Consider the following 24088-nt stretch of genomic DNA (forward strand, 5'->3'; position numbering starts at 1 on the left):
CCCCTTGCTCGCTCCCTATGTTGCCTTTCGATGGAATATGCCCCCCTCCGTCGGAAGGTCTCAGGGCGGTGGAGTCCCCCAGCTTCACCGCCCACTTTTTCCTAACAATTCCGGAATATGCGCGGTCGTCTTGCATGTGCAGGCCGGCCGCGCCATGCTGACAGAGGGCCCATTCCCGTGACCGCCACCGCTCCGCAAATGCGCATCCTGATCATCGAAGACGACCGCGAGTCAGCCGACTATCTGGTCAAGGCATTCCGTGAAGTCGGCTACATCGCCGATCTCGCCTCCGACGGCGAGGAAGGCCTGTCGATGGCCGAAACCGGCGACTACGACGTGATGGTGGTGGATCGCATGCTGCCGAAGCGGGACGGCCTGTCGCTGATCGGTAGCCTGCGCGACAAGGGCAACCGGACGCCGGTGCTGATCCTCTCAGCGCTCGGCCAGGTCGATGACCGCATCAAGGGCCTTCGCGCCGGCGGCGATGACTATCTGCCGAAACCCTATTCCTTCGCCGAGCTGCTCGCGCGCGTCGAGGTGCTGTCGCGGCGCAATGTCGGGCCGGCCGAGGAGACCACCTACAAGGTCGGCGACCTCGAGCTCGATCGGCTGTCGCATCGCGTCGCCCGCGGCAAGGACGAGCTGACCTTGCAGCCGCGCGAGTTCCGCCTGCTCGAATATCTGATGAAGCATGCGGGGCAGGTGGTGACGCGCACGATGCTGCTCGAGAATGTCTGGGACTATCATTTCGATCCACAGACCAACGTCATCGACGTCCACATCTCGCGGCTGCGCTCCAAGATCGACAAGGGTTTTGAGCGGCCGCTGCTGCATACCATCCGCGGCGCGGGGTATATGATCCGTGACGGCATTCGGTAAACTGATCCGGACCACGGCGTTTCGGCTGACGCTGGTCTATCTGTTCCTGTTCGCGCTGTTCGCCGCCTCGTTGCTGGCTTACTTCGCCTGGAACACACGGCGGCTGATCACCGAGCAGATCACGACGACCGTCAACGTCGAGATCGGCGAGATCACGTCCATCTATAACCGCCGCGGCCTGCACGGCCTGCTGACCACCATGGGCAATCGTGCGCTGCGGCCGGGCGCCAACCTTTATCTTCTAACCGCACCGAACGGGCAGGCGCTGGCCGGCAATGTCGGCTCGCTGGCGCCGGGCGTGATGAGCGTGCAGGGCTGGAGCGAGACCGCCTACCGCCGGATCGACGAGCAGGACAAGACCGACCATCGCGCGCTGGTGCGGGTCGCCGAGATGGACAACGGCTTCCGCCTCCTGGTCGGGCGCGACCTCGAGGAGCGGCGGCGGCTGTTCGGCATCGTCGCCAAGGCCGCGCAATGGTCGATCCTCGTCGTGGTCGTGCTCGGCATCGGCGGCGGTATCTTCGTCGCCCGCCGCGTGCTGCACCGGATCGACGCCATGACCGGCACCACGAGGCGCATCATGGCGGGCGATCTGTCCGGCCGGCTGCCGGTCGGCCGCAGCGGCGACGAGCTCGACCGCCTCGCGGAAAATCTCAACGTCATGCTGGAACGCATCGAGGCGCTGATGACGGGGCTGAAGGAGGTCTCCGACAACATCGCCCACGACCTCAAGACGCCGCTGACGCGGCTGCGCAACCGCGCCGAGGAGGCGCTGGCGCGGTCGGGCAGCGAGGCCGACTACCGCGCGGCGCTGGAGCGGACGATCGAGGAATCCGACGGGCTGATCCGCACCTTCAACGCGCTGCTGATGATCGCGCGGGCCGAGTCCGGCCAGGCGCGCGGCAACATGGACGATTTCGACGGCGCCGACGTCGCCAACGGCATCCACGAATTGTACGAGCCGCTGGCCGAGGACGACGGCATGACGCTGCAGGTGAAGACCGCGCCGGCGCCGATTCACGGCAACCGCGAATTGATCAGCCAGGCGGTCGCCAACCTGGTCGAGAACGCCATCAAATATGGCAAGCCCGACGCTGGCGTCGAGCCGATGAAGGCGGATGCACGCGAGATCCTGATCGAGGCGCGGCGCGAGGGCGATCAGGTCCTGCTCAGCGTCACCGACCACGGTCCGGGTATCCCCGAGGGCGATCGCAAGCACGCGGTGGAGCGCTTCGTCCGGCTCGAGGCGAGCCGTACCTTACCCGGTTCCGGTCTCGGCCTCAGCCTGGCCTCCGCGGTCGCCACGCTCCATGGCGGCGAGCTGCGGCTCGGCGATGCCCATCCCGGGCTGGTGGCCACCCTGGTGCTGCCGGCGCGGGCGGGCGGCAGTGACAGGCTTGCGGCTCAAACGCAGGATGTGCCACAGAAGGCGGCATGAATGCCGCCGCGCCGGGAAACGCGGATCGACACCGTCTGGCCGCGCGGTTCGCGGATGGACCGCGTGTCGCCGCGCCCGAATCCGCCGATCAGCGCCTGACTGACTGGTTCGCCGAGCTCGAGCCGGCGCAATCGGCCGCGCTCGCAGCCTTGCTGGAGCATCCGTTCGCACGGGAAATCCTGCGCGGCATCGCCGAGTTCTCGCCCTATCTGTTCGAGCTCGCGCGCGCCGATGCCGGGCGGTTGATCCGGATCCTGTCATGCGACCCGGAACAGCATCTGGCCGGCCTGATCGAGACCACCTCGCGCGACGTGCTCGCCGCCGGCAGCGAGGCCGACGTGATGGTGCTGCTTCGCCGCATGAAGGCGGAGGCCGCGCTGATGATCGCGCTGTGCGACATCGGCGGCGTCTGGCCGGTGATGCGGGTGACGGCGGCGCTGACCGACATCGCGGTGAATTCGGTGCAGTCGGCGCTGCGATATTTGTTCCGGCAGGAAGTCGCCCGCGGCCGCATGACCGCCGTTGATCCCGAGCATCCGGAAGTCGGCTCGGGCCTGATCGTGCTTGCGATGGGCAAGATGGGCGCGGGCGAGCTGAACTATTCCAGCGACATCGACCTCATCGTGTTCTTCGATCGCACGGCGACCTCGCTCGCCGAGGATATCGAGCCGCAGCCGTTCTTCGTCCGCGTCACCCAGGCGATGGCGCGGATGCTGCAGCAGCGCTCGGGCGAGGGCTATGTGTTCCGGGTCGATCTCAGGCTGCGCCCGGACCCGGCCTCGACCCAGGTCGCGATCTCGACCGACGCGGCCTTGCACTATTACGAGCGCGAGGGGCGGACCTGGGAGCGCGCTGCGATGATCAAGGCGCGGCCGTGCGCCGGCGATCCCAGGGCGGGCGAGGCGCTGATCGCCGAGCTCGCGCCCTTCGTCTGGCGCAAGCACCTGGATTTTGCCGCGCTCGCCGACGTCCACGACATGAAGCGGCAGATGCAGACCTATCGCGGCCAGAGCGAGATCTCGGTCGAGGGCCACAACGTCAAGGTCGGCCGCGGCGGCATCCGCGAGATCGAGTTCTTCGCCCAGACCCAGCAGCTGATCGCCGGCGGCCGCCATCCCGAGCTGCGGGTGCGGCCGACGCTGGAGGCGCTCAACGTGCTCGCCAACAGCAACTGGATCACCTTTGAGGCGCGCGACGAGCTGACGACGGCCTACGAATTCCTGCGCCGGGTCGAGCACCGGTTGCAGATGATCGCCGACGAGCAGACCCATTCGCTGCCCGAAGCGCCTGAGGACGTCGAGCGCTTCGCGCATTTCTTCGGCTACGAGAATCGCGAGGCCTTCGCGAAGGATCTGCTCGGTCAGCTCAAGATCGTGCAAAACCACTACGGCAAGCTGTTCGAGGGTGACGATCCGACCGGCACTGCGAAGCTGCCGGATGTCGACTACGGCGCCGGGCCTGAAGACGGCCGCCTGATCGAGCATCTCGCCCAACTCGGTTTCAAGAAGCCCGTCGCGGTGGCCGGCACCGTGCAGCAGTGGATCGAGGGTGATTACCGCGCGCTGCGCGTCGAGGCGACGCGGGCGGCATTCCTCGAATTCATTCCCGGCCTGATCGACGGCCTCGCGCATGCCGAGGAGCCTGATGACGCGGTGGCGGCATTCGACCGTTTCCTCGGCGCGCTGCAGCGGGGCGGGCGGCTGATCTCGCTGCTCAGCCAGAACCGCGATTTCGTCGCGCTGGTGGCGCTGATCCTCGGCGCGGCGCCGCGGCTCGGCGACATGCTGGCGCGGCAGCCGCAGATCATGGACGGCCTGGTCGATCCGCGCTTCTTCGGCGCGATGCCGGACAAGAAGGAGCTGTCGGAGCGGCTTGCCGCCACCTTGCAGGATGCCTCGTCCTATGAGGATTTCCTCGATCGTCTGAGGTTGTTCGGCCAGGAGAGCCTGTTCCTGATCGGCACGCGGATCCTGTCCGGCACGGTGTCGGCGCAGCTCGCCAGCACAGCCTTTGCCGATGTCGCGGAGGGGATCGTGCACACCGTGCACGGCCTCGTCACCGACCAGTTTGCCGCGCAGTATGGCCGCATCAAAGGGCAGGAGACCGCGATCATCGCGATGGGCCGGCTCGGCAGCCGCGAGATGACGGCGTCCTCCGACCTCGATCTGATCACGCTCTACGATTTCGACAGCGAGGCGCCGGATTCCGACGGCGAGCGCTCGCTGCATGGTGCGCAATATTTTGCCCGCTTCACCCAGCGCCTGATCAGCGCCTTCACCACCCGGACCAATTACGGCGTGCTGTACGAGGTCGACATGCGGCTGCGCCCGTCTGGCCGCGCCGGCCCGGTCGCCTCGCGCATCGATTCGTTCGCCGACTATCAGGAGCGCGAGGCCTGGACCTGGGAGCACATGGCGCTGACGCGCGCGCGCGTGATCTCATCGTCGCCGGAATTCCGCGAGAGGATCGAAACGATCATCCGCAGCGTGCTGACGAGGCCGCGCGATGCGGCGTCGACCGCGGCCGACGTCGCCGACATGCGGCGGGCGATCGCGCTGGAGAAGGGCGAGGATGATGTCTGGGACCTCAAGCTTGCTGCCGGCGGGCTCGTCGACATCGATTTCATCGCGCAATATCTCCAGCTTGCGCATGCTTCGGCGAAGCCGGAGATCCTCAGCGTCTCGACGCTTCAAGTGCTCGACAACGCCGCCAAGCTCGGCCTGCTCGGCCAGTCCGAGGCCGAGATCCTGCGCTCGGCGGCGCGGCTCTATCATGACCTGACGCAGATCCTGCGGCTGTGCGTCACCGGCAAGTTCAATCCGGAGACGGCGGGCGAAGACCTGCTGCGCGTGATGGCCCGGGCCGGCGACACGCCTGACTTCTCCGCGCTGGAGGCCCGGCTGCGCGAGACGCAAAGCGAGGTACGCCACGTCTTCAACGCGATCGTGGGCGGGGGTTAGCGAGAAGGAAGTTGGACCCGTCATCCTGAGGAGCGCGTAGCGCGTCTCGAAGGATGTACGGCCACCAGCCGGGCCGTCGACCCTTCGAGACGGCCGCTGCGCGGCCTCCTCAGGGTGACGGTGAGGGAAGGTCGCGCGCGCTATTCGCTACGCCTGCAGCTTCAGCTTGAGCAGCGCATCGCGGACGTCGGGCTCGAGGCCGGCGCCGCCGGCGTCGAGATGGGCGAAGATCTGCTTGCGCATCCGCGGATCCCAGAACTTCCAGATGTGCTCGGAAATGCCCTGCACGGCGCGGTCGTGGCCCTGGCTGTGGAAGAACTTTCCGATCTGGTTCGCCATATAGACCAGTTTGTCAGGCGACGACGACATAGGCGGACTCCTTGCCGGGCACCGCGCCTGTGACGCGTTCCGGATGCGTAAAGATCTCAAATCCATCGGCGCGGGCGATCGCGGCGAGCGTGATGCCGGCGGCATCCGCCATCCGCACCGCAAGCGCGGTTGGCGCCGACACGGCCGCAATCAGCGGCGCGCCGATCGCGGCGGTCTTCTGCACCATTTCGACCGAGACGCGGCTGGTCAGCAGCACGATGCCGTCGTTCGCGACCATCATGTCGCGGGCCAGCGCGCCGGCGAGCTTGTCCAGTGCATTGTGGCGGCCGACGTCCTCGCGCAGCGCCACGATGCGCGCGCGGCGGTCCAGAACGCGGCGGCGTGCACGGCGCGGGTCTGGTGGTTGATCTCCTGCAGCGGCGCCACCGCCGCGACCGCAGTCATGATCTCGCGCGGCGAGAACACGCGGCCCGCCGGCACCACCGCGGCCGGTCGCACCGCCTCGCTGATCGAATCGAGGCCACACAGGCCGCAGCCGGTCGGGCCGGCGATGTTGCGGCGCCGCTCGGCGATCCGCTCCGCCTTGTCGGGCCCGAGCCACATCCGAAGCTCGATGCCGCCGTCGAGCTCGACGATGTCGAGGGTCTCGATTTCATCGGCCGATTGCACGATGCCTTCGCTCAGGCTGAATCCGACCGCGAAGTCGCCGAGGTCCTCGGGCGAGCCCATCATCACGGCGTAGGTGCCGCCATTATAGGTCAGCGCCAGCGGCGTCTCCTCGGGGATCAGGCGCGCACCGTCGCTGAAGACGCCGTCGCGCCAGACCTTCCGGATCGCCTTGTGGACGGGCTCGCGCATCGTTACTCCGCGGCTTCCACGACAGGCGCGATGCGGCGGGAGTTGCGTGCCTGTTCGTCATAGGCCTTCTGCCAGTCGGACGGACCGTTCGACGGCGAGATCTGCACGGCAGTGACCTTGTACTCCGGACAGTTGGTCGCCCAGTCCGAGAAGTCGGTCGTGATGACGTTGGCCTGGGTGTCGGGATGGTGGAACGTGGTGTAGACCACGCCCGGTGCCACGCGGTCGGTGATCTCGGCGCGCAGCGTGGTCTCGCCGGCACGGCTCGCCAGCCGCACCCAGTCGCCGTCGCGCACGCCGCGCTGCTCGGCGTCGTGTGGATGAATCTCGAGCCGGTCCTCGGCGTGCCACACAACGTTCTCGGTGCGGCGGGTCTGCGCACCGACATTGTACTGGCTGAGAATGCGCCCCGTCGTGAGCAGCAGCGGGTAGCGCGGGCCGGTGCGTTCGTCGGTCGCGATATATTCGGTGAGGATGAACTTGCCCTTGCCGCGCACGAAGCCGCCGATATGCATCACCGGCGTGCCTTCCGGCGCCTTCTCGTTGCAGGGCCACTGCACGGAGCCGAGTTCGTCGAGCTTGGCGTAGGAGACGCCCGCGAAGGTCGGCGTCAGCGCGGCGATCTCGTCCATGATCTCGGACGGATGGCTGTATTTCATTTCGAAGCCCATCGCTTTGCCAAGCATGATCGTCACTTCCCAGTCGGCATAGCCGTTGAGCGGCGTCATCACCTTGCGGACGCGCTGGATGCGGCGTTCGGCATTGGTGAAGGTACCGTCTTTCTCGAGGAAGGTCGAGCCGGGCAGGAAGACGTGGGCGTAGTTCGCGGTCTCGTTCAGGAAGAGGTCATGGACGATGACGCATTCCATCGCCGACAGCGCCGCCACCACGTGCTTGGTGTTCGGGTCGGACTGCAGGATGTCCTCGCCCTGCACGTAGAGCCCCATGAAGGAGCCCTCGATCGCGGCATCGAACATGTTGGGGATGCGCAGGCCCGGCTCGTTGTTGAGCTTGACGTTCCACATCGCCTCGAACTGCTCGCGCACCGCGTCGCCCGCGATGTGGCGGTAGCCCGGCAGCTCGTGCGGGAATGAGCCCATGTCGCAGGAACCCTGCACGTTGTTCTGGCCGCGCAGCGGGTTCACGCCGACGCCGGGCCGGCCGATATTGCCGGTCACCATCGCGAGGTTGGCGATCGCGATCACCGTGGTCGAGCCCTGGCTGTGCTCGGTGACGCCAAGCCCGTAATAGATCGCGCCGCTGCCGCCGGTGGCATAGATCCGCGCCGCCTCGCGCAGCGCCTTCGGATCGACGCCGGTCATGATCGCGGTCGCTCCGGGCTGTGCTTGTCCTGGGCGACGAAGGCGGCCCAGTCCTCGAATTCGCTCCAGTCGCAGCGCTCGCGAACGAAGGCCTCGTCGGCCAGCCCCTCGGTGACGATGACGTGGGCCAGCGCGGTGAGCACGGCGACGTTGGTGCCGGGCATCAGCGGCAGATGCAGCGCCTTCACATGCGGCGATTCCACCATCTCGGTGCGGCGCGGATCGATCACGATCAGCTTGGCGCCCTGGCGCAGCCGCTTCTTCAGCCGCGAGGCGAACACCGGATGGGCCGAGGCCGGATTGGCGCCGATGATCAGCACGACGTCGGTGTCCTCCACCGAGTCGAAATCCTGGGTGCCGGCCGAGGTCCCGTAGGTCTGTGACAGGCCGTAGCCGGTCGGCGAATGGCAGACGCGGGCGCAGGTGTCGACATTGTTGTTGCCGAAGCCGGCGCGGATCAGCTTCTGCACCAGGTAGGTTTCTTCATTGGTGCAACGCGACGAGGTGATGCCGCCGACCGCGTCGCGGCCGTATTTCTGCTGGATGCCCTTGAACTTCGCGGCGGCGAAATTCAGCGCCTCGTCCCACGACACTTCCTGCCAGGGATCCTCGATCCGTTCGCGGATCATCGGTTTCAGGATGCGCTCCTTGTGGGTGGTGTAGCCCCAGGCGAAGCGGCCCTTGACGCAGGAGTGGCCGCGATTGGCCTTGCCGTCCTTCCACGGCACCATGCGCACCACTTCCTCGCCGCGCATCTCGGCCTTGAAGGCGCAGCCGACGCCGCAATAGGCGCAGGTGGTGACGACCGAGTGCTCGGGCTGGCCGATCTCGATCACGGATTTCTCGGTCAGCGTCGCGGTCGGGCAGGCCTGCACGCAGGCGCCGCAGGAGACGCATTCGGAGCCGAGGAAGCTCTCGTTCATGCCGGGCGAGACGCGGCTGTCGAAGCCGCGGCCGGAAATCGTCAGCGCGAAGGTGCCTTGCACCTCCTCGCAGGCGCGGACGCAGCGCGAGCAGACGATGCACTTTGAGGGATCGTAGGTGAAGTACGGATTGGACTCGTCCTTCGGCATCCAGTTGTCGTTTTCGCAGCCGTGCGCCGAATTCTTAGAAGACTTGGCGAAGACATGGTTCTCGCCCTCATAGCCGTAGCGCACGTCGCGCAGGCCGACCGCGCCCGCCATGTCCTGCAATTCGCAGTCGCCGTTCGCGGCACAGGTCAGGCAGTCCAGCGGATGGTCGGAGATGTAGAGCTCCATCACGCCCTTGCGCAGCTTCTTCAGCCGCTCGCTCTGGGTGTGCACCACGAGGCCGGGCATGACCGGCGTGGTGCAGGAGGCCGGCGTGCCGGCGCGGCCCTCGATCTCGACGAGGCAGAGCCGGCAGGAGCCGAAGGCGTCAACCATGTCGGTCGCGCAGAGCTTTGGAATCTGGGTGCCGGCTTCCATCGCCGCGCGCATGATCGAGGTGCCCTCGGGCACGGTGATCTGATTGCCGTCGATGGTCAGCGTGACCATCGACTCGGATTTGGATTTGGGCGTGCCGAAATCGGTTTCCTGGATCAGCGACATCGTGATTTCCTTGCTATTCCGCGGCCTGCAGCCGGGCCGGTGCGGGACCGAAATCTTCCCGGAAGTGCTTCAATGCGCTCATCACGGGGTAGGGCGTGAAGCCGCCGAGTGCACACAGCGAGCCGAATTTCATGGTGTTGCAGAGGTCTTCGATCACGGCGAGGTTCTCGGCGACGCGCTCGCCGTTGATGATCCTGTTTATGGTCTCGACGCCGCGGGTCGAGCCGATCCGGCACGGCGTGCACTTGCCGCAGGATTCGATCGCGCAGAACTCCATCGCGAAGCGCGCCTGCTTGACCATGTCGACGGTGTCGTCGAACACCACGATGCCGCCATGGCCGATCAGGCCGTCGCGCGCGGCAAACGCCTCATAGTCGAATGGCGTGTCGAACAGCGCGCGGGGGAAGTAGGCACCGAGCGGGCCACCGACCTGCACGGCGCGCACCTCGCGTCCAGTGAAAGTGCCGCCGCCGATCTCGTCGACGAGCTCGCCGAGCGTGACGCCGAACGCGGTCTCGAACAGCCCGCCATATCTGATGTTGCCGGCGAGCTGGATCGGCATCGTGCCGCGCGAGCGGCCCATGCCGAAATCGGCGTAGGCCTTGGCGCCGTTGTCGAGGATGAACGGGATCGCCGCGAACGACAGCACGTTATTGATCACGCTCGGCCGGCCGAACAGGCCCTTGTGCGCCGGCAGCGGCGGCTTGGCGCGCACGATACCGCGGCGGCCCTCGAGGCTTTCCAGCAGCGAGGTCTCTTCGCCGCAGACATAGGCGCCGGCGCCGACCCGCACCTCGAGATCGAACTCATGCGCGGAGCCGCCGATCCGCTTGCCGAGCAAGCCGGCGCGCCGGGCGGCCACGATCGCTGCGTTCATCGCCTCGACCGCGTGCGGATATTCCGAGCGGATGTAGATGTAGCCCTTGGTGGCGCCGACCGTGATACCCGCGATCGTCATGCCCTCGATCACGACAAAGGGGTCGCCTTCCATGATCATGCGGTCGGCGAAGGTGCCGCTGTCGCCCTCGTCGGCGTTGCAGACGATGTATTTGCGGTCGGCGCTGGCCTGCGCCACAGTCTTCCACTTGATACCGGTCGGGAAGCCGGCGCCGCCGCGACCGCGCAGGCCGGACGCGGTGACGTCGGCAAGAATCTGGTCGGAGGTCAGCGTCAGCGCCCGCTCCAGGCCCCGGTAGCCGCCATGGGCGCGGTAGTCGTCGACCGAGCGCGGATCGATCACGCCGCAGCGGGCGAAGGTCAACCGGGTCTGGCGCTTCAGCCAGGGAATCTCGTCCGTGACACCAAGCCGCAGGGCATGCTGGCCGTTGCCGGCCATCGCATCGAGCAGGGAGGGAACGTCGCCCGGCGTCACCGGGCCGAACGCGACACGGCCTTGCGCGGTCGAAAGCTCGACCATCGGCTCAAGCCAGCACAGCCCGCGCGAGCCGGTCCTGACGATCTCGATTGCTGCACCACGCGCTGCCGCGGCCTGCGCGAAGGCGAGGGCGACGTCGTCGGCGCCGACGCCGACGGCCGCGGCATCGCGGGGAACGAAGATCCGCATCGTCATCGCTGTGCCTCCGCGACCAGCGCATCGATCCGCGCTTCATCGAGCCGGCCGATCACGCGGCCATCCAGCATCGCCGACGGCGCGGTGGCGCAGAGCCCGAGGCAGTAGATCGGCTCCAGCGTGACGCGGTCGTCGGCGGTGGTATTGCCCAGGGAAACGCCGAGTTTTGCCTCCGCACGCGCCGCCAGCGCGTCGCCGCCGGCGGCCTGGCAGGCCTCCGCGCGGCAGAGCTTGAGGACGTGGCGTCCGGCGGGTGCTTTACGGAAGTCGTGGTAGAAGGTGAACACACCGTGGACCTCGGCGCGCGACAGATTGAGCGCCTCCGCGACCATCGGGATCGCCGGCTCCGGCACATAGCCGAAGGCCTCCTGCAGCGCATGCAAGATCACCAGCGTGGCGCCTTCAAGCCCGGCATGCTCGGCGATGATTTCAGCGCCGCGCGCCGTGTCCCAAGGTTCGTATCCCACCGTCATCCGCGCTTCTCACGATCCATTTTTTGCTGCGCGCATCAGAGTTGGAATCGTTCGAAACATCAATAAAGCTGTCTCATGCGGCGATTGCGAAACGCGATTAATAGCGTTGCCGAATGGGTCGATCCGGGATCGCAATAATGTTCTGGAATCACGTACTTCCGGGGCGCTTTGGATTTCGGGATCGCACCCTGATCGTGCTACCTATGGCCGCGTCGGGCAGCCATCTGGGGCACCGTTTTTCCGAGGGGGTTTGAACCTTGATCGACAAGCTGGAACTTCTGCTGGCGCTGGCCAAGGAGCGGCATTTTGGCCGGGCTGCGGAGGCCTGCGGCGTCACCCAGCCCACCATGTCGACCAGCCTCAAGCAGCTTGAGGAGATCCTCGGCGTCATGCTGGTGCAGCGCGGATCGCGCTTCCAGGGCTTCACGCCGGAGGGCGAACGGACGCTGGATTGGGCGCGGCGCATCGTCGGCGATGCGCGGGCGATGAAGCAGGAGATCAACAGCCTCAAGGACAAGCTGTCCGGCGAGATCCGGATCGCGGCGATCCCGACCGCGCTCGGCATGGTGGCCTCGCTGACCACGCCGTTCCGCGCGCGGCATCCCGATGTGCGTTTCCGCATCCAGTCGTGCACGTCCGCCGACGTGCTCGGTCTGCTCGAAAATCTCGAGGTCGATGCCGGGCTGACCTATATCGAGAACGAACCGATCGGCAAGGTCCGCACCATCCCGCTCTACAATGAGAGCTATCGTCTGCTGACGGCGCCGGATGCGATGTTCGGCGATCGCAAGCAGGTGACGTGGAAGGAAGTCGGCACCGTGCCGCTCTGCCTGCTCACGCCCGACATGCAGAACCGCCGCATCATCGATCGCGCGCTGACCTCCGTCGGCGCCGAGGCGACGCCGACGCTGACCTCGAACTCGCTGCTCGTGCTCTACACCCATGTGAAGACCGGGCGCTGGGCCAGCGTGATGCCGGCCAAGCTCGCCGAGACGCTGGGCCTTGCCGATGCCGTCCGCAGCATTCCAATCGTCGATCCGGTGGTGGACTACAGCATCGGGCTCGTGATCCCGCAGCGCGATCCGATGACGCCGTTGATCGCAGCCCTGGTGCAGGTCGCGCGCGAGGTGGCGCCGACGCTGGAGCCGGCGTAGCGCGCGGCAATCAGCCGAGCTCTTTCACGACGGTTCCCGCTTCAGGCGCGCCGGGCCAGGCGCTGAACGCAATCTTCTGCTTCACGCAGCAATCGTGGAACTCACGGACGGTTGAACGGTTTCATTGCGGCGTCCCGATTAGCCAGCAGGAGCCGCTTTGAATCGCCGCCAGTTACTCCACGGATCGGCCGTGTTGCCGACATTATTGCTGTTGCCGCAGCGAGACGCCGCAGCCGCTGGGAACAATTCGGACGCACCTTTCGATCCGTCGATGGTGAGGGACCTCGCCCGCAACCTCGCAGCCAAGTCGTTCGAGGCGCCGGACGAGAAGCTGCCGAATGGCCTGACCGACCTGAATTACGACCAGTACCGCTCGATCCGCTTCGTGCCCGACCGCGCGCTGTGGCGCGGCCAGAAGCTGCCGTTCGAGGCCCAGTTCTTCCATCGCGGCTTCTTCTACAAGAACAAGGTCCAGATCTTCGAGGTCGCGGACGGCAAGGTCAGCGAAGTCAAATACAGCAAGGACATGTTTTCGTTCGGTGAGACCGTCCCTCCGTTCACCGAGACCGACCTCGGTTTTGCCGGATTTCGGATCCACGCGCCGATCAACAAGCCGGATTATTACGACGAGGTCTGCGTCTTCCTCGGCGCAAGTTATTTCCGCGCCGTCGCCAAGGACGAGACCTACGGCCTGTCGGCGCGCGGCCTGTCGATCGACACCGGCGAGGCGAAGGGCGAGGAGTTTCCGTTCTTCAAGGCGTTCTGGCTCGAGCGTCCCGTGCCCAACGCGACCTCGCTGGTCATTCACGCCTTGCTCGACAGCAAGAGTTGTGCGGCGAGCTACCGGTTCACGATCAGACCCGGGAAGACCACGGTGTTCGATGTCGAGGCATCGGTCTATCCGCGGGCCGATCTGGAGCATGCCGGGCTCGCGCCGATGACGAGCATGTTCTTCTTCGGGCCCAACGATCGCAACGAGGTCGATGACTTCCGGCCGTCGGTGCATGATTCCGACGGGCTTGCGATCTACAACGGCAAGGGCGAGGCCCTGTGGCGTCCGCTGAGCAATCCGCGCGATCTCCAGATCAGCACCTTCCAGGACATCAATCCGCACGGCTTCGGCCTGATGCAGCGGGAGAAGAACTTCTTCGCCTATCAGGACATCGAGTCGCGCTTCGAGAAGCGTCCGAGCCTGTGGGTCGAGCCGATCGGCGACTGGGGCGAAGGCGCGGTCATCCTGTTCGAGATTCCGACCAAGGAGGAGATCCACGACAACATCGCCGCGTTCTGGCGGCCGAAGGCGCCGCTCAAGGCCAAGAGCGAGACCAATCTGACCTATCGGCTGCATTGGGGGCCCGACGCGCCGAAGCCGCACTCGCTCGCGCGGGTCACACGCACCGGCATCGGCGCGCATGGCGAGAACAGCAAGCTGTTCGTGCTCGACCTGTTCGGTGACAATCTGAAAGGGATCGATCCGAGCGCCATCAAGGGTGTCGTCTCGGCCGAGAAGGCCGAGATCACCAACATCGTGACGCAGCCGAACCCGAACACGGGTGGATGGCGGCTCAGCTTCCAGTGTGCCGTCAAGAAGGATCCGATCGAGCTGCGCGCGCATCTGGCGCAGGACGACAAGCCACTTTCGGAGATCTGGGTTTATCGATGGGCGCCATAGTCACGTCGCCTCATGCCGTCATCGCGCCAGCGGCCGACGGCTTCCTGCCGCAAGAGAGCCCGCTTGCGATGTCGGCGGCCGATCTCGGCGAGCCGCCGCGCGCGGTGAGCAAGCCGGTGTCGGTCGGTGCCGGCATGTTCATGCGTCGCGCGTTCATTCTGGTGCTGACGGCGGCGTTGACCGGCGCCGGCGCCTACGAGATGTACATGGTGGTCCAGGTCGGTGGCGTGACGATCATGGAATGGATGGTGCTGGTGCTGTTCGTGGCGCTGCTCGCCTGGATCGCGTTTTCGTTCGCTTCGGCGCTGGCCGGCTTCTTCGTTCTGCTTCGGCGCAAGGGCAATGCCTTGCCGATCCGCGTCGATGGTCCGCTGCCGCAGCTCGCGAGCCGGACCGCTGTGCTGCTGCCGACCTATAACGAGAATCCGCATCAATTGATGGCACGCCTGCGCGCCATCTATGAATCCATCGGGGCCACCGGACAGGCCGAGCGCTTCGACTGGTTCGTGCTCAGCGACACGCGCGATCCCGATATCTGGATCGCCGAGGAACAGGCGTTCCTGGCGCTCAGCGATGCCTGCGGCGGCGGACGGCTCTACTACCGGCATCGCGCCGACAACACCGCGCGGAAGTCCGGCAATGTCGGCGAGTGGATCACGCGGTTCGGCGGCGCCTACCAGTTCATGATCGTGCTCGACGCCGACAGCCTGATGTCGGGCGACACCATGGTGCGGATGGTTCACGCCATGGAGACCAACCCCCAGGCGGCGCTGCTGCAGACGCTGCCCGTCATCGTCAATGCGCGCAGCCTGTTCAGCCGCCTGCAACAGTTTGCCGGCCGGCTGTACGGGCCGATGGTCGCGGCCGGTGTGGCGTGGTGGCACGGTTCCGAAGGCAATTACTGGGGACACAATGCCATCATCAGGATCCAGGCATTTGCGGAGCAGGCGGGTCTGCCTGAACTCTCCGGACGCAAGCCGTTCGGCGGCCATATCCTGAGCCACGATTTCGTCGAGGCGGCGCTGATGCGGCGCGCCGGCTGGGGCATCTACATGGCGCCGACGCTCGGCGGCAGTTTCGAGGAGGTGCCGCCGTCGCTCTTGGATTTCGCCGCGCGCGACCGGCGCTGGTGCCAGGGCAATCTGCAGCATCTCGCCGTGCTGACCACGCGCCGCCTGCACTGGATCTCGCGGCTGCATTTCATGGCCGGGATCGGTTCCTACATCACCGCGCCGATGTGGCTGTCGTTCCTGCTGCTCGGAATCCTGATCTCGTTGCAGGCGCGCTTCATTCGCCCGGAGTATTTTCCGAAGGGCTTCGCGCTGTTCCCGAACTGGCCGGCGCAGGATCCCGTGCTCGCAGCCTGGGTGTTCGGCCTCACCATGGCGCTGCTGATCGTGCCGAAGCTGCTCGGCTTCATCCTGTTGCTGACGCGCTCGGACATGCGCCGGCAATTCGGCGGCGGCTTTCGGACCTTTACCGGTGTCATCGCCGAGGTGCTGATCTCGGCGATGATCGCGCCCGTGATGATGGTGTTCCAGTCGATCGCCGTCGTCGAGATCCTGCTTGGCCGTGACGCCGGCTGGCAGACGCAGCGGCGCGACGACGGCGCGGTCGAGCGCCGCGAACTCTATCGGAAATACGGCGTCCCGACCGCCTGCGGCGTCGCGATGGCGGCGAGCGCCTATGCGGTGTCGTTGCCGCTGCTGCTGTGGATGTCGCCGGTGATCGTTGGCCTCTTGTTTGCGATCCCGATCGGAGCCTGGACGGCCAAGCCTGCGATGCGCGCGCTGTTCATGACGCCGGAGGAGAACGGACCACCGAGCGTGCTGGTTCGCGCCAACGAGCTGGCGTCGGCGCCCGCCCACGCATCGGCCCCGGCGCTCGCGGCGCTGCGGCAGGATGCCGGCCTGCGGCATCGTCATCTGTCGTCGCTTCCGCCGACGCGGCGCGGCGGTCCGGGCGAGATCGATCTTCACCGCGCGGTGGCACGCGCACGGATCGAAGCAAGCGACAGCTTCGACGAGGCGGTCGGTCATCTGACGCCGCGCGAGACGCTCGCCGTTCTCGGCGATGCGGCGCTGCTGGAAGAGGCACTCGCGAAGTAGCTGGGGCTCAGGCCGCTTCCTGCAGCCTGGTCTGGTGGGAGCGGGGATCGCGCGGCAGGGTGACGCGGACGACGGTGCCGACGCCGAGCTTGGAGCGCAGCTTCATCGAGCCGCCGTGCAGGTTGGTGAGCGAGCGGGCGATCGCAAGCCCGAGCCCCGAGCCCTGGTAGCTCTTGGTGAGCTGGCTCTCGACCTGCTCGAACGGCTTGCCGAGCCGGCGCAGCGAGTCCGGCGCGATGCCGATGCCGCTGTCGGCGATCAGCAGCACGATCGAGTCGTCCAGCATCTGGCCGCGCACCAGCACGCGGCCGTTGTCGGGCGTGAACTTCACGGCGTTGGAGAGCAGGTTGACGATGATCTGCTTGACCGAGCGGCGGTCGGCGACAACCGAGATCGTGCTTTCGATATCCGATTCCAGCGACAGGCCCTTGTGCTCGGCACGGCCGGACACCACCCGCAGCGACTCGGCGAGGATGCCGGAGAGGTCGAGCGGCTCCATGTCGAACTTCATGCGGCCGGCCTCGATCTTCGACATGTCGAGAATGTCGTTGATGACCTCGAGCAGGTATTTCCCCGACGTCAGGATGTCGTGGCAGTACTCTTCGTACTTGTCCGAGCCGAGCGTGCCGAACAGGCCGCTGCCCATGATCTCCGAGAAGCCGATGATGGCGTTGAGCGGCGTGCGCAGCTCGTGGCTCATATTGGCGAGGAATTTCGACTTCGCGGCGTTGGCGTCCTCGGCGCGGGTCTTCTCCTGCGAATACTTCTCGGCGAGGTCGGCGAGCTCGACCGCCTGCCGCTCCAGCTCGGATTGCGAGCGCTGCAGGTCGATCACGGTGGCGCGCAGCCGCAGGTCGTTGTCGACGAGCTTCTGCTCGTGCGCCTTGATGCGGGTGATGTCGGTGCCGACCGAGACGTAGCCGCCGTCCTTGGTGCGGCGCTCGCTGATGTGCAGCCAGCTGCCGTCGTCGAGCTGCGCCTCGAAGGTGCGGGCACCCGGCGCCGGCACGCCGCTCTCGTGCAGGCGCGTGCGCACCTCGGGCATGCTGCCGACCTCGATCACGGTCTCGTAGGAGGTGCCGGGGCTGACGGCGCTGTCGGGCAGCTTGTGCAGCCGCTGGAAGTGCGAGTTGCAGAGCACGAGGCGGTCGTCGGCGTCCCAGAGCACGAAGGCCTCCGGAATGGTCTCGATGGCGTCGCGCAGCCGCAGGTCGGCTTCCACCGACTTCTCGGCGAGGCTCTTCTGCTCGGTGATGTCGACCGCGATGCCGATCAGGTGGAGGCCGCCGTCGGCCGCGGCATGGCTGAGCTCGCAGCGCACGCGCAGCCAGATCCAGTGGCCGCCGACATGGCGCATGCGGAAGCTCTGGTCGATATGATCGATCTTGTTCGAGATCAGCTGGTCGGCGATGTCGAACAGGTTGATGTCGTCGGAATTCACCAGCGCGTTGACCTCGCCGAAGGTGAGGAGGTCGTTGCGGCTGTCGAGGCCGAGCAAGGTGAACATCGACTGCGACCAGAAGATCCTGCCGCGCGACAGGTCCCAGTCCCACAATCCGCAGCGGCCGCGGTTGAGCGCGGTGTCGATCCGGCCGCGCACGGCGTCGTTGATCAGGTCGCCCTCGCGGGCGCGGGTCGATTGCCAATGGAACGCGAAGCCGAGGATCAGCACCACGAAGCTCGTGGTCGCCGACAGCGTCACCGAGAGCGCGGCGTCCGATCCCCAGATCGGCTCGTTCATCTCCTGGATGACGACGACCTGGCCGGGCAGCGACTTGACGAGTTGCGAGATCGCCAGCGCGCCGGCGCCGTTCGGCAGCGTCATGTCGCTGACCGCGCCCTGCTGGCCCGGTGCGATCAGGAGCTGCGCGGTGGAGACGATGTCGAGGATGCGGTCGTTCTCGCCGGCGCCGTCGATCGGCACGCGCGCCAGCACGCGGTGATCGGCGCTGGTAATGATGACGTGGCGGCCATTGGCGATGCCCCAGGACGGAATCAGGTCCGGCAGCAGCTCCTGCAGCTTCTCGATATTGGCGAGCCGCTCGCGGCGCACCGAGGTCAGGCGGTCGAGGCGCTCGGCGAGGATGTCGGAGAGTGCGGCAAGGTCGCGCTTCATCGCGCCGCGCTTCTGCCGGTTCTGGTCGATCACCTGGACGAAGGCGCCGAGGCAGATCGTGATGAGGAAGGCGATGATGAGCGTCGGAACAGCGCGGCGCAGTGCAGGCTCGGCCGTCAAGAGCCTGTGATAGGCCGGTTTCGCGATCGACTGCGCCAATCCTTTGATCGAATCGGATTGGACGCACGCGTTCGCTGCATGCGCGCGCGCCATGCCTTAGACCCCCGCTCTAAGCTGATTTTTACCCGGCTCGGATGCTCCCCACGATGCATCCGAATCATGATCATTTGAATCCAGATTTCCGGGGCTGTCGAGAGTCAACGATTCGTTAATGCGAAATAATTCTTGTCAAAAGCAGAATCGGGTTGCGCAAAGCGAGTCCGAAAGGAGAACGGCTCCGTAGAATTACGCGCGCGTCGGTTCTGCGTGACTAATCACACGCTTCACGGTCGGGAACGCGCGGCGCAGTTTGCGTTCAATCTCGTCGACGCTTTCGTGCACCTTGATCACACTCATCGACGGCTCGGCGCGGCAATGGAAGTTGACGATCTCGCCGGCGTCGGTGTTGCGGACCCGCACATTGTGAATGTCATGGATCGCGCCGCCATCGGCAAATCCGGTCAGCGCGGCCTTGATGGCCTCGACGCGGTCGGGCGCGGCATTGGTTCCCCATGGCAGTTCCGGCTGCAGCGGCTCGATATGGGTGTCGACCTCGACGTCCTCGCCGAAATCCTCGCGGATCGCGCGCTCGAGCTCGTGGGCGATGTCGTGTGCGGCATCCAGCGCCATGTCGCTGTCGAGCTCGAGGTCGATGCCGACGATCAGCTTGCCGTCGATGTCGTGCACGGTGACGTGGTGGATGGCGAGGCCGGAATTGCGCGCGATCACCATGATGCGTTCGCGCACGCTCTCATTGTCGCGCGCAACCGGCACCGCGGTGAAGGTGAGGTCGGCGTCGCCGAACGCCTTGCTCATCGCCTCCTGCGCCCGCCGCTTGATGTCCTCGACGCGGTCGATCGGGTAGGTGCGCGGCACCTTGGCGATGGCATCGATGAAATGCGTCGCGCCGACCATGCGGACCCGCAGGCGGTCGACGTCGACCACGCCGGGCACGGCCTTGATGGCCGCGGTGGCCTTTTCCAGCGCGCCTTCGGGCGCGCGGTCGAGCAGGGTCTCGACCGTCTCCCGCGCCATGCGCAGGCCGAGCAGGGCGATCATCACGGCCACAGCGATAGCCGCCGCCGCGTCGCCCCACCAGAAGCCGAAGCCCGCCAGCACCAGGCCGACGATGACGGCGGCCGAGCCCATCACGTCGGAGGCGAAATGCAGCGCGTCGGCGGCCAATGCCTGGCTCTTGGTGTCGCGGGCGGCGCGATGCAGCGCGCGGGCGCGCCACAGATTGACGCCGATATCGAGGAGGAGAACGACGAAGGGAATCGCCGAGATCGACGGCGGCGGGGCTCCCTCGCGCAAATGGCTGTAGGCCTGCACCAGGATGCCGCCGGCCAGCACATAGAGCATGGCGATGATGCCGAGCGCCGAGACGCTCTCGAACTTGCCATGGCCGTAATGATGCTCGGCGTCGGCCGGCTGATCCGATACCCGCACCACCGCCCAGGTGATGATGGTGGCGACCAGGTCGATCGAGGAGTGCAGCGCCTCGGAGATCAGGGCCAGCGATCCGATGGCGATGCCGACGACGAATTTCGCGACGGCCATGCTGCCGCTGGCAAGGATCGAGATCGCGGCGACGGATGTCTTGGATGTGCTCATGGCGGCGGTGTAACAGGGAGTCCGTGAACATCAAGTGTCAGTCGTCGTTCGCCACGCGCAATCGCAACTCACTTGCAAGAGCATCTCAGTAGTGGAGTTGTTGCGAGCTATTCCGAGTCTCAAGACGGCACGGCGCAGTTCACCGGTCGCACGTGTTTGCGCAAAATCACACCGTCGTCCTGGCGAAAGCCAGGACCCCTAACCACAGGGTTGTGTTGTTGATGTGAGCTGTAGCAACTGCATCGCGTCATGACTCGCATTCGGGGTAATGGGTCCTGGCTTTCGCCAGGACGACATCGAGGATGGTTCTCGCGCGATCCGACCCGCCGTCATTAGTACCTGTCTCAGCTGTCATCGCCCGGCTTGCCGCCTCCGCTAAAGCTTCGGCGCGCCGGGCATTCATGGCCTCGTCGAAGCCTTGGCGAAGGCGGGACCGGGCGATCCAGTACTCCAGAGGCAGTCGTTATCGAACCGGGAAACCGCGGCGCACCGGATCACCCGCATTCGCGGGGCGAGGGATCGGCGGATTTTTCTGAGTTGCCCGTCGTGTCGAATAGGCAACAATCCCCATCACCGCAAGAGGGCGATCCCGCTTATCACAAGACGTCAAGCACGCTATCATGCCATAGCTTGGACAAGACTGAACGGGAGGCTGGGCGCTGATCGACCGTGACGAATACCGAGACGGCAGTCTTGGATGACATTGGATGGAAAAGGGACACGCCAATGAACTCCACACCCACTCCGAATGTAGGTGAAGCTGGCGCGGGCCCAGCTGTGAGCGCCGATGAACGGCTTGCGGAAGCCCAACGGGAGATCGCCCGCGCTGATGAAGAGTTGACGCGCTTGAGCGAGCAGCTTGCAAAGATGGAGCGCGACGCTGCGCGACCGCCGTCGCCACCGTCAGCTGCACCTGTCCCGCCCTCGGTCGGACCTGCCGCTTCATCCGGTCCTGGTGCTTCGTCCGGACCTGTTCCGTCCGGACCTGCCTCGCAATCATCGTCCGGAAGGCCGGCGCTTCGGGCCCTTGCTGCGTTGTCGATGGCGGCGTGCATCGTTGTCGCTGTGCTGGCTTCGCAGTCGTCCTATGGTGCGAAAGCCAAGCTGGTTGTCGCCCGCTGGGTGCCGCAGCTCGCTTCGGCTCCATCATCGCCGCCGGATGATCCGCCGCTTCCCGCGCAGCGCGCTCCATCTGCCGTTCAAGTTGCCGCGGCGGAGCCTGCGCCACCGCAACCGACGCCCGCAACGCAGGACGCCGCGCCGAAAGCAACCCCGGACACCGCGCCGCCAGCTCCCGCAGCGGTTCCGGATCAAACCGAGCTGCTGCAAACCATTGCGCGCGATCTTGCGAACGTGCAGCGAAACATCGAACAGCTTAAGGCGGAGCAGCAACAATCGGCCCGCGAGAGCTCCAAAGCCATCGAGGAGCTCAAGGCAAGCCAGGAGGAATTGAAACGGACGCTCGCGAAGGTTTCCGAGCAGAAGGCGTCGGCGCCTCCCACGCAGCCGCCTCCGGCGCAGCCGGCTCCGAGCCCTCGCAAGCCCCAGCGGACATATGAGCCGCCCTACGCGAGAGCGCCGCCTCGAATGCCGCCAAGGGAGTGGCTCTACGACGACTGGTAGCCGTCGATGTGGTGATCATCGAATCTCACCGGCAACAGCGCATCGATTCAGCATCGTAGGATGGGTAGAGCGAAGCGAAACCCATCACTTGCGAGCCGCGCGGTGAGATGATGGGTTTCGCTGCGCTCTACCCATCCTACGGACCCCGCCGCTACAACGTCACCACGATCATCGAGCGCCTTGCCGAGGTCGGCAAATCTGTAGACCTGCTCGATCGGCAGCTGCAGCTTGCGCGCTTCAGGCGCGGGCCTGATGTCCTTGCACATTCGTCGAAGATCTCGCGGATCTCCTTGATCGAGCGGGTGCGGAAAGTGACGTCGCTACTCTGTTCACGCGCCGTCGAAAACGTTCTGTTCAGTCATGTTGCTGACGCAATCTCTGTCTTAGTCGGTGACAACTAAAACACTGTGTGGGACCGCTGCGGTTCCCACAATGGTTCCGTCGCCGGAATTGGCACGAATCCGCAAAGAACTGGCCTCGAGTTAGCGCCTCCACGGTCACTCGCCATGTTCTGCGGAATCGGGAACCGAACGCGAGAAAAATCAGTCAAGGAGTTATGATGCTGTTCGGCTCGAGCGCCGCAGTTTGCGGCGCCGTAGTTGCGCTCACCATTTTTGGCCGAGCTGCTGGAAGTGAAATCGGTGCGGTTCATTCAAGCGATGTCGTCAATGCTGCGTGCGGGGATGCGATCGTTGGCGCGGCATCGATGTACAATCCGTTCAAGCCCGGCAAGGAGGAGGGCGGTCCGAGCACTGCTTCCGGCGAGCGCTATGATCGCTCGGCCTGGGCGGCCGCCATCAAGACAAGTCTGCGTCGGAAGTTTGGTGGGGTCGAGTTCGGCGCGAGGCCGAAATACGCCCTGGTCGAGGCTGCAGGCAAGAAGGTCATCGTCAAGATCAACGACGTGGGGCCGCTAAGGCCTGGCCGCATCATTGATCTCAATGAGCGGACGATGAGCTATTTCGATCCGAGCCTGCAGCTCGGGGTCATCAATGATGTAAAAGTCAGCCCGCTTGCAGGGGATTATTGGAGTCCCGGACCGGTGAGCTGAACATCGCACGCGAAAAGACGGCACGGCATCGCAGATGGGTAGAGCGCAGCGAAACTTATCAATTGTGTCCGAGCGGCAAGATGATGGGTTTCGCTTCCGTCTTCGCTCTTCGAGTTACGCCGGACAAGGCGCTCTACCCATCCTGCTTTTTCGTCATTGCGAGGAGCGAAGCGACGAAGCAATCCATGCCTGGCGCGCGGCCGGCGCACTGGAGACATCGAAGCCGGCTTCCGGGACTTCTGCGCCGCGCGCTTCTCCCCGATGCAACCAAGTCGATCATGAGCGTTGCGACGGCGATGCCTGGTCTGGTGTTTGGAAGGCGGCGTCGGGCGGCGTTCCCGGGGATGATCGACGGGCTGACGTTGCTGGAAGCACGATCACTTTGGCTCCGATTTTCACCCGCTCGTAAAGGTCCATGACGTCGTCATTGGTCAGCCGGATGCAGCCGGACGAGACCCGCTTCCCGATCGTGTCGGGCTTGTTGGTGCCGTGAATTCTATATTCGGTCTCGCCCAGATACATCGCCCGGGCGCCAAGCGGATTTCCGGGGCCGCCTGCCATGAACCGCGGCAGATAAGGCTGACGCGAAATCATCTCCGAAGGCGGACGCCAATCCGGCCATGCTGTTTTGCGGGCCACGGTCTGTTCACCGGACCACGTGAAACCCTCGCGGCCAACACCGATGCCGTAGCGCAGCGCCTGCCCGTCGTTCAGAACGAGATAGAGGAATGTGTTTTCGGTATCGATGACGACGGTGCCCGTTGCCTGGTGGCTGACGTAGTCAACCACCTGCCGATCAAGTCTTGCCGGCGCGACGGCGGATTTTGGTGTTTCGACCCGAGGCGCCGGGGTAGCGGCAGGAGCCGCGACTGGAGCCGGAACCGGCAGTGGTACGTGGACTGGCGTTGGTGTGCGGGCTGGAGCTGGAGCTGACAGCGCGAGGGCTTGGTGCGCGGGCGATCTTTTTGTCGGTTGAACGCTCACCGGGCGAGACAGCAAGCCGTACCCCAATGCGGCGGCGGCGATGACGCCGATTGCAACTCGTCCGGCCACCGGTAGTGCGAGCGTCTCCGATTTCGCATGTTTTGCCCGCTTTGCCATATCTTTCCCCAGACCGCTTCGTCTGGACGAGTTACCCAGCAAATTCTAACAAACTGCGAAGCGATTTCGCTCGGGCTGGAAGTCATTAA

14 protein-coding genes and 2 pseudogenes are annotated in these 24088 nt (G+C 65.6%); 8 read left to right on the forward strand and 8 right to left on the reverse strand.

Going from position 1 to position 24088, the window contains the following annotated elements; genetic code table 11:
• Window positions 1-198: 198 nt before the first annotated feature.
• From AKN84_RS29045 to AKN84_RS29055, 3 genes are read left to right on the forward strand one after another with little or no spacing between them, the layout of a single operon-like run.
• Window positions 199-879, forward strand: coding sequence for a response regulator transcription factor (locus tag AKN84_RS29045; protein WP_050423956.1), 681 nt, complete (start codon window positions 199-201; stop codon window positions 877-879).
• Window positions 863-2317, forward strand: coding sequence for a sensor histidine kinase (locus AKN84_RS29050; RefSeq protein WP_050423957.1), 1455 nt, complete (start codon window positions 863-865; stop codon window positions 2315-2317). The genes AKN84_RS29045 and AKN84_RS29050 overlap by 17 nt, the downstream gene beginning before the upstream one ends.
• Window positions 2314-5277, forward strand: coding sequence for a bifunctional [glutamine synthetase] adenylyltransferase/[glutamine synthetase]-adenylyl-L-tyrosine phosphorylase (locus tag AKN84_RS29055; RefSeq protein ID WP_050423958.1), 2964 nt, complete (start codon window positions 2314-2316; stop codon window positions 5275-5277). Before AKN84_RS29050 ends, AKN84_RS29055 begins: the two co-directional genes overlap by 4 nt.
• A 147-nt stretch (window positions 5278-5424) precedes the next feature.
• Here the strand turns inward: AKN84_RS29055 and AKN84_RS29060 are convergent, their stop codons facing one another.
• From AKN84_RS29060 to AKN84_RS29080, 5 genes and pseudogenes are all read right to left on the reverse strand, one after another.
• The gene (locus AKN84_RS29060) at window positions 5425-5646 is read right to left on the reverse strand and encodes a formate dehydrogenase subunit delta (protein ID WP_050423959.1); all 222 of its coding nucleotides are present in this window, start codon (window positions 5644-5646) and stop codon (window positions 5425-5427) included.
• Window positions 5630-6465: pseudogene (gene fdhD / locus AKN84_RS29065) on the reverse strand (formate dehydrogenase accessory sulfurtransferase FdhD). Before fdhD ends, AKN84_RS29060 begins: the two are co-directional and overlap by 17 nt.
• Window positions 6466-6467: 2 nt before the next feature.
• Window positions 6468-9358 (reverse strand): annotated as a pseudogene (gene fdhF, locus AKN84_RS29070) (formate dehydrogenase subunit alpha).
• A 13-nt stretch (window positions 9359-9371) separates the two neighbouring features.
• Window positions 9372-10928 carry a formate dehydrogenase beta subunit gene (locus AKN84_RS29075; protein ID WP_050423960.1) on the reverse strand — a complete coding sequence of 519 codons (1557 nt, stop codon included), beginning with the start codon at window positions 10926-10928 and terminating at the stop codon, window positions 9372-9374.
• Window positions 10925-11401 carry a formate dehydrogenase subunit gamma gene (locus AKN84_RS29080; RefSeq protein WP_050423961.1) on the reverse strand — a complete coding sequence of 159 codons (477 nt, stop codon included), beginning with the start codon at window positions 11399-11401 and terminating at the stop codon, window positions 10925-10927. The genes AKN84_RS29075 and AKN84_RS29080 overlap by 4 nt, the downstream gene beginning before the upstream one ends.
• Window positions 11402-11658: 257 nt before the next feature.
• Between AKN84_RS29080 and AKN84_RS29085 the strand changes: the two genes are divergently transcribed.
• The 3 genes from AKN84_RS29085 to mdoH all read left to right on the forward strand — a co-directional run bounded on the left by AKN84_RS29085 (window position 11659) and on the right by mdoH (window position 16335).
• Window positions 11659-12555, forward strand: a complete 897-nt coding sequence (locus tag AKN84_RS29085) for a LysR family transcriptional regulator (RefSeq protein WP_050423962.1) — start codon at window positions 11659-11661, stop codon at window positions 12553-12555.
• Window positions 12556-12712: 157 nt separating this feature from the next.
• Entirely contained in the window at window positions 12713-14227 is a 1515-nt protein-coding gene (locus AKN84_RS29090) for a glucan biosynthesis protein G (RefSeq protein WP_050423963.1), read from the forward strand.
• Complete coding sequence (gene mdoH / locus AKN84_RS29095; protein WP_050423964.1) at window positions 14215-16335, forward strand: glucans biosynthesis glucosyltransferase MdoH; 2121 nt, start codon at window positions 14215-14217, stop codon at window positions 16333-16335. The genes AKN84_RS29090 and mdoH overlap by 13 nt, the downstream gene beginning before the upstream one ends.
• A gap of 7 nt (window positions 16336-16342) precedes the next feature.
• On the opposite strand, the gene AKN84_RS29100 is transcribed toward mdoH, so the two are convergent.
• Window positions 16343-18664 carry a sensor histidine kinase gene (locus AKN84_RS29100; RefSeq protein WP_050423965.1) on the reverse strand — a complete coding sequence of 774 codons (2322 nt, stop codon included), beginning with the start codon at window positions 18662-18664 and terminating at the stop codon, window positions 16343-16345.
• A gap of 192 nt (window positions 18665-18856) precedes the next feature.
• On the reverse strand, window positions 18857-20224 hold the full coding sequence (locus tag AKN84_RS29105) for a cation-efflux pump (RefSeq protein WP_050423966.1): 1368 nt from the start codon (window positions 20222-20224) through the stop codon (window positions 18857-18859).
• Window positions 20225-21954: 1730 nt separating this feature from the next.
• Here AKN84_RS29105 and AKN84_RS29115 point away from each other — a divergent pair.
• Window positions 21955-22248: a hypothetical protein gene (locus AKN84_RS29115; protein ID WP_050423968.1), complete on the forward strand. Its 294-nt coding sequence runs from the start codon at window positions 21955-21957 to the stop codon at window positions 22246-22248.
• A 155-nt stretch (window positions 22249-22403) separates the two neighbouring features.
• Entirely contained in the window at window positions 22404-22898 is a 495-nt protein-coding gene (locus AKN84_RS29120; RefSeq protein ID WP_193399697.1) for an RlpA-like double-psi beta-barrel domain-containing protein, read from the forward strand.
• Window positions 22899-23174: 276 nt separating this feature from the next.
• Here the strand turns inward: AKN84_RS29120 and AKN84_RS29125 are convergent, their stop codons facing one another.
• A complete protein-coding gene (locus AKN84_RS29125; RefSeq protein ID WP_050423969.1) occupies window positions 23175-23999 on the reverse strand; it encodes a L,D-transpeptidase in 825 nt (274 codons plus the stop codon).
• Between the last annotated feature and the right edge of the window lie 89 nt (window positions 24000-24088).

This window comes from Bradyrhizobium tropiciagri, from assembly GCF_001189845.1.
GTDB lineage: Bacteria > Pseudomonadota > Alphaproteobacteria > Rhizobiales > Xanthobacteraceae > Bradyrhizobium > Bradyrhizobium tropiciagri.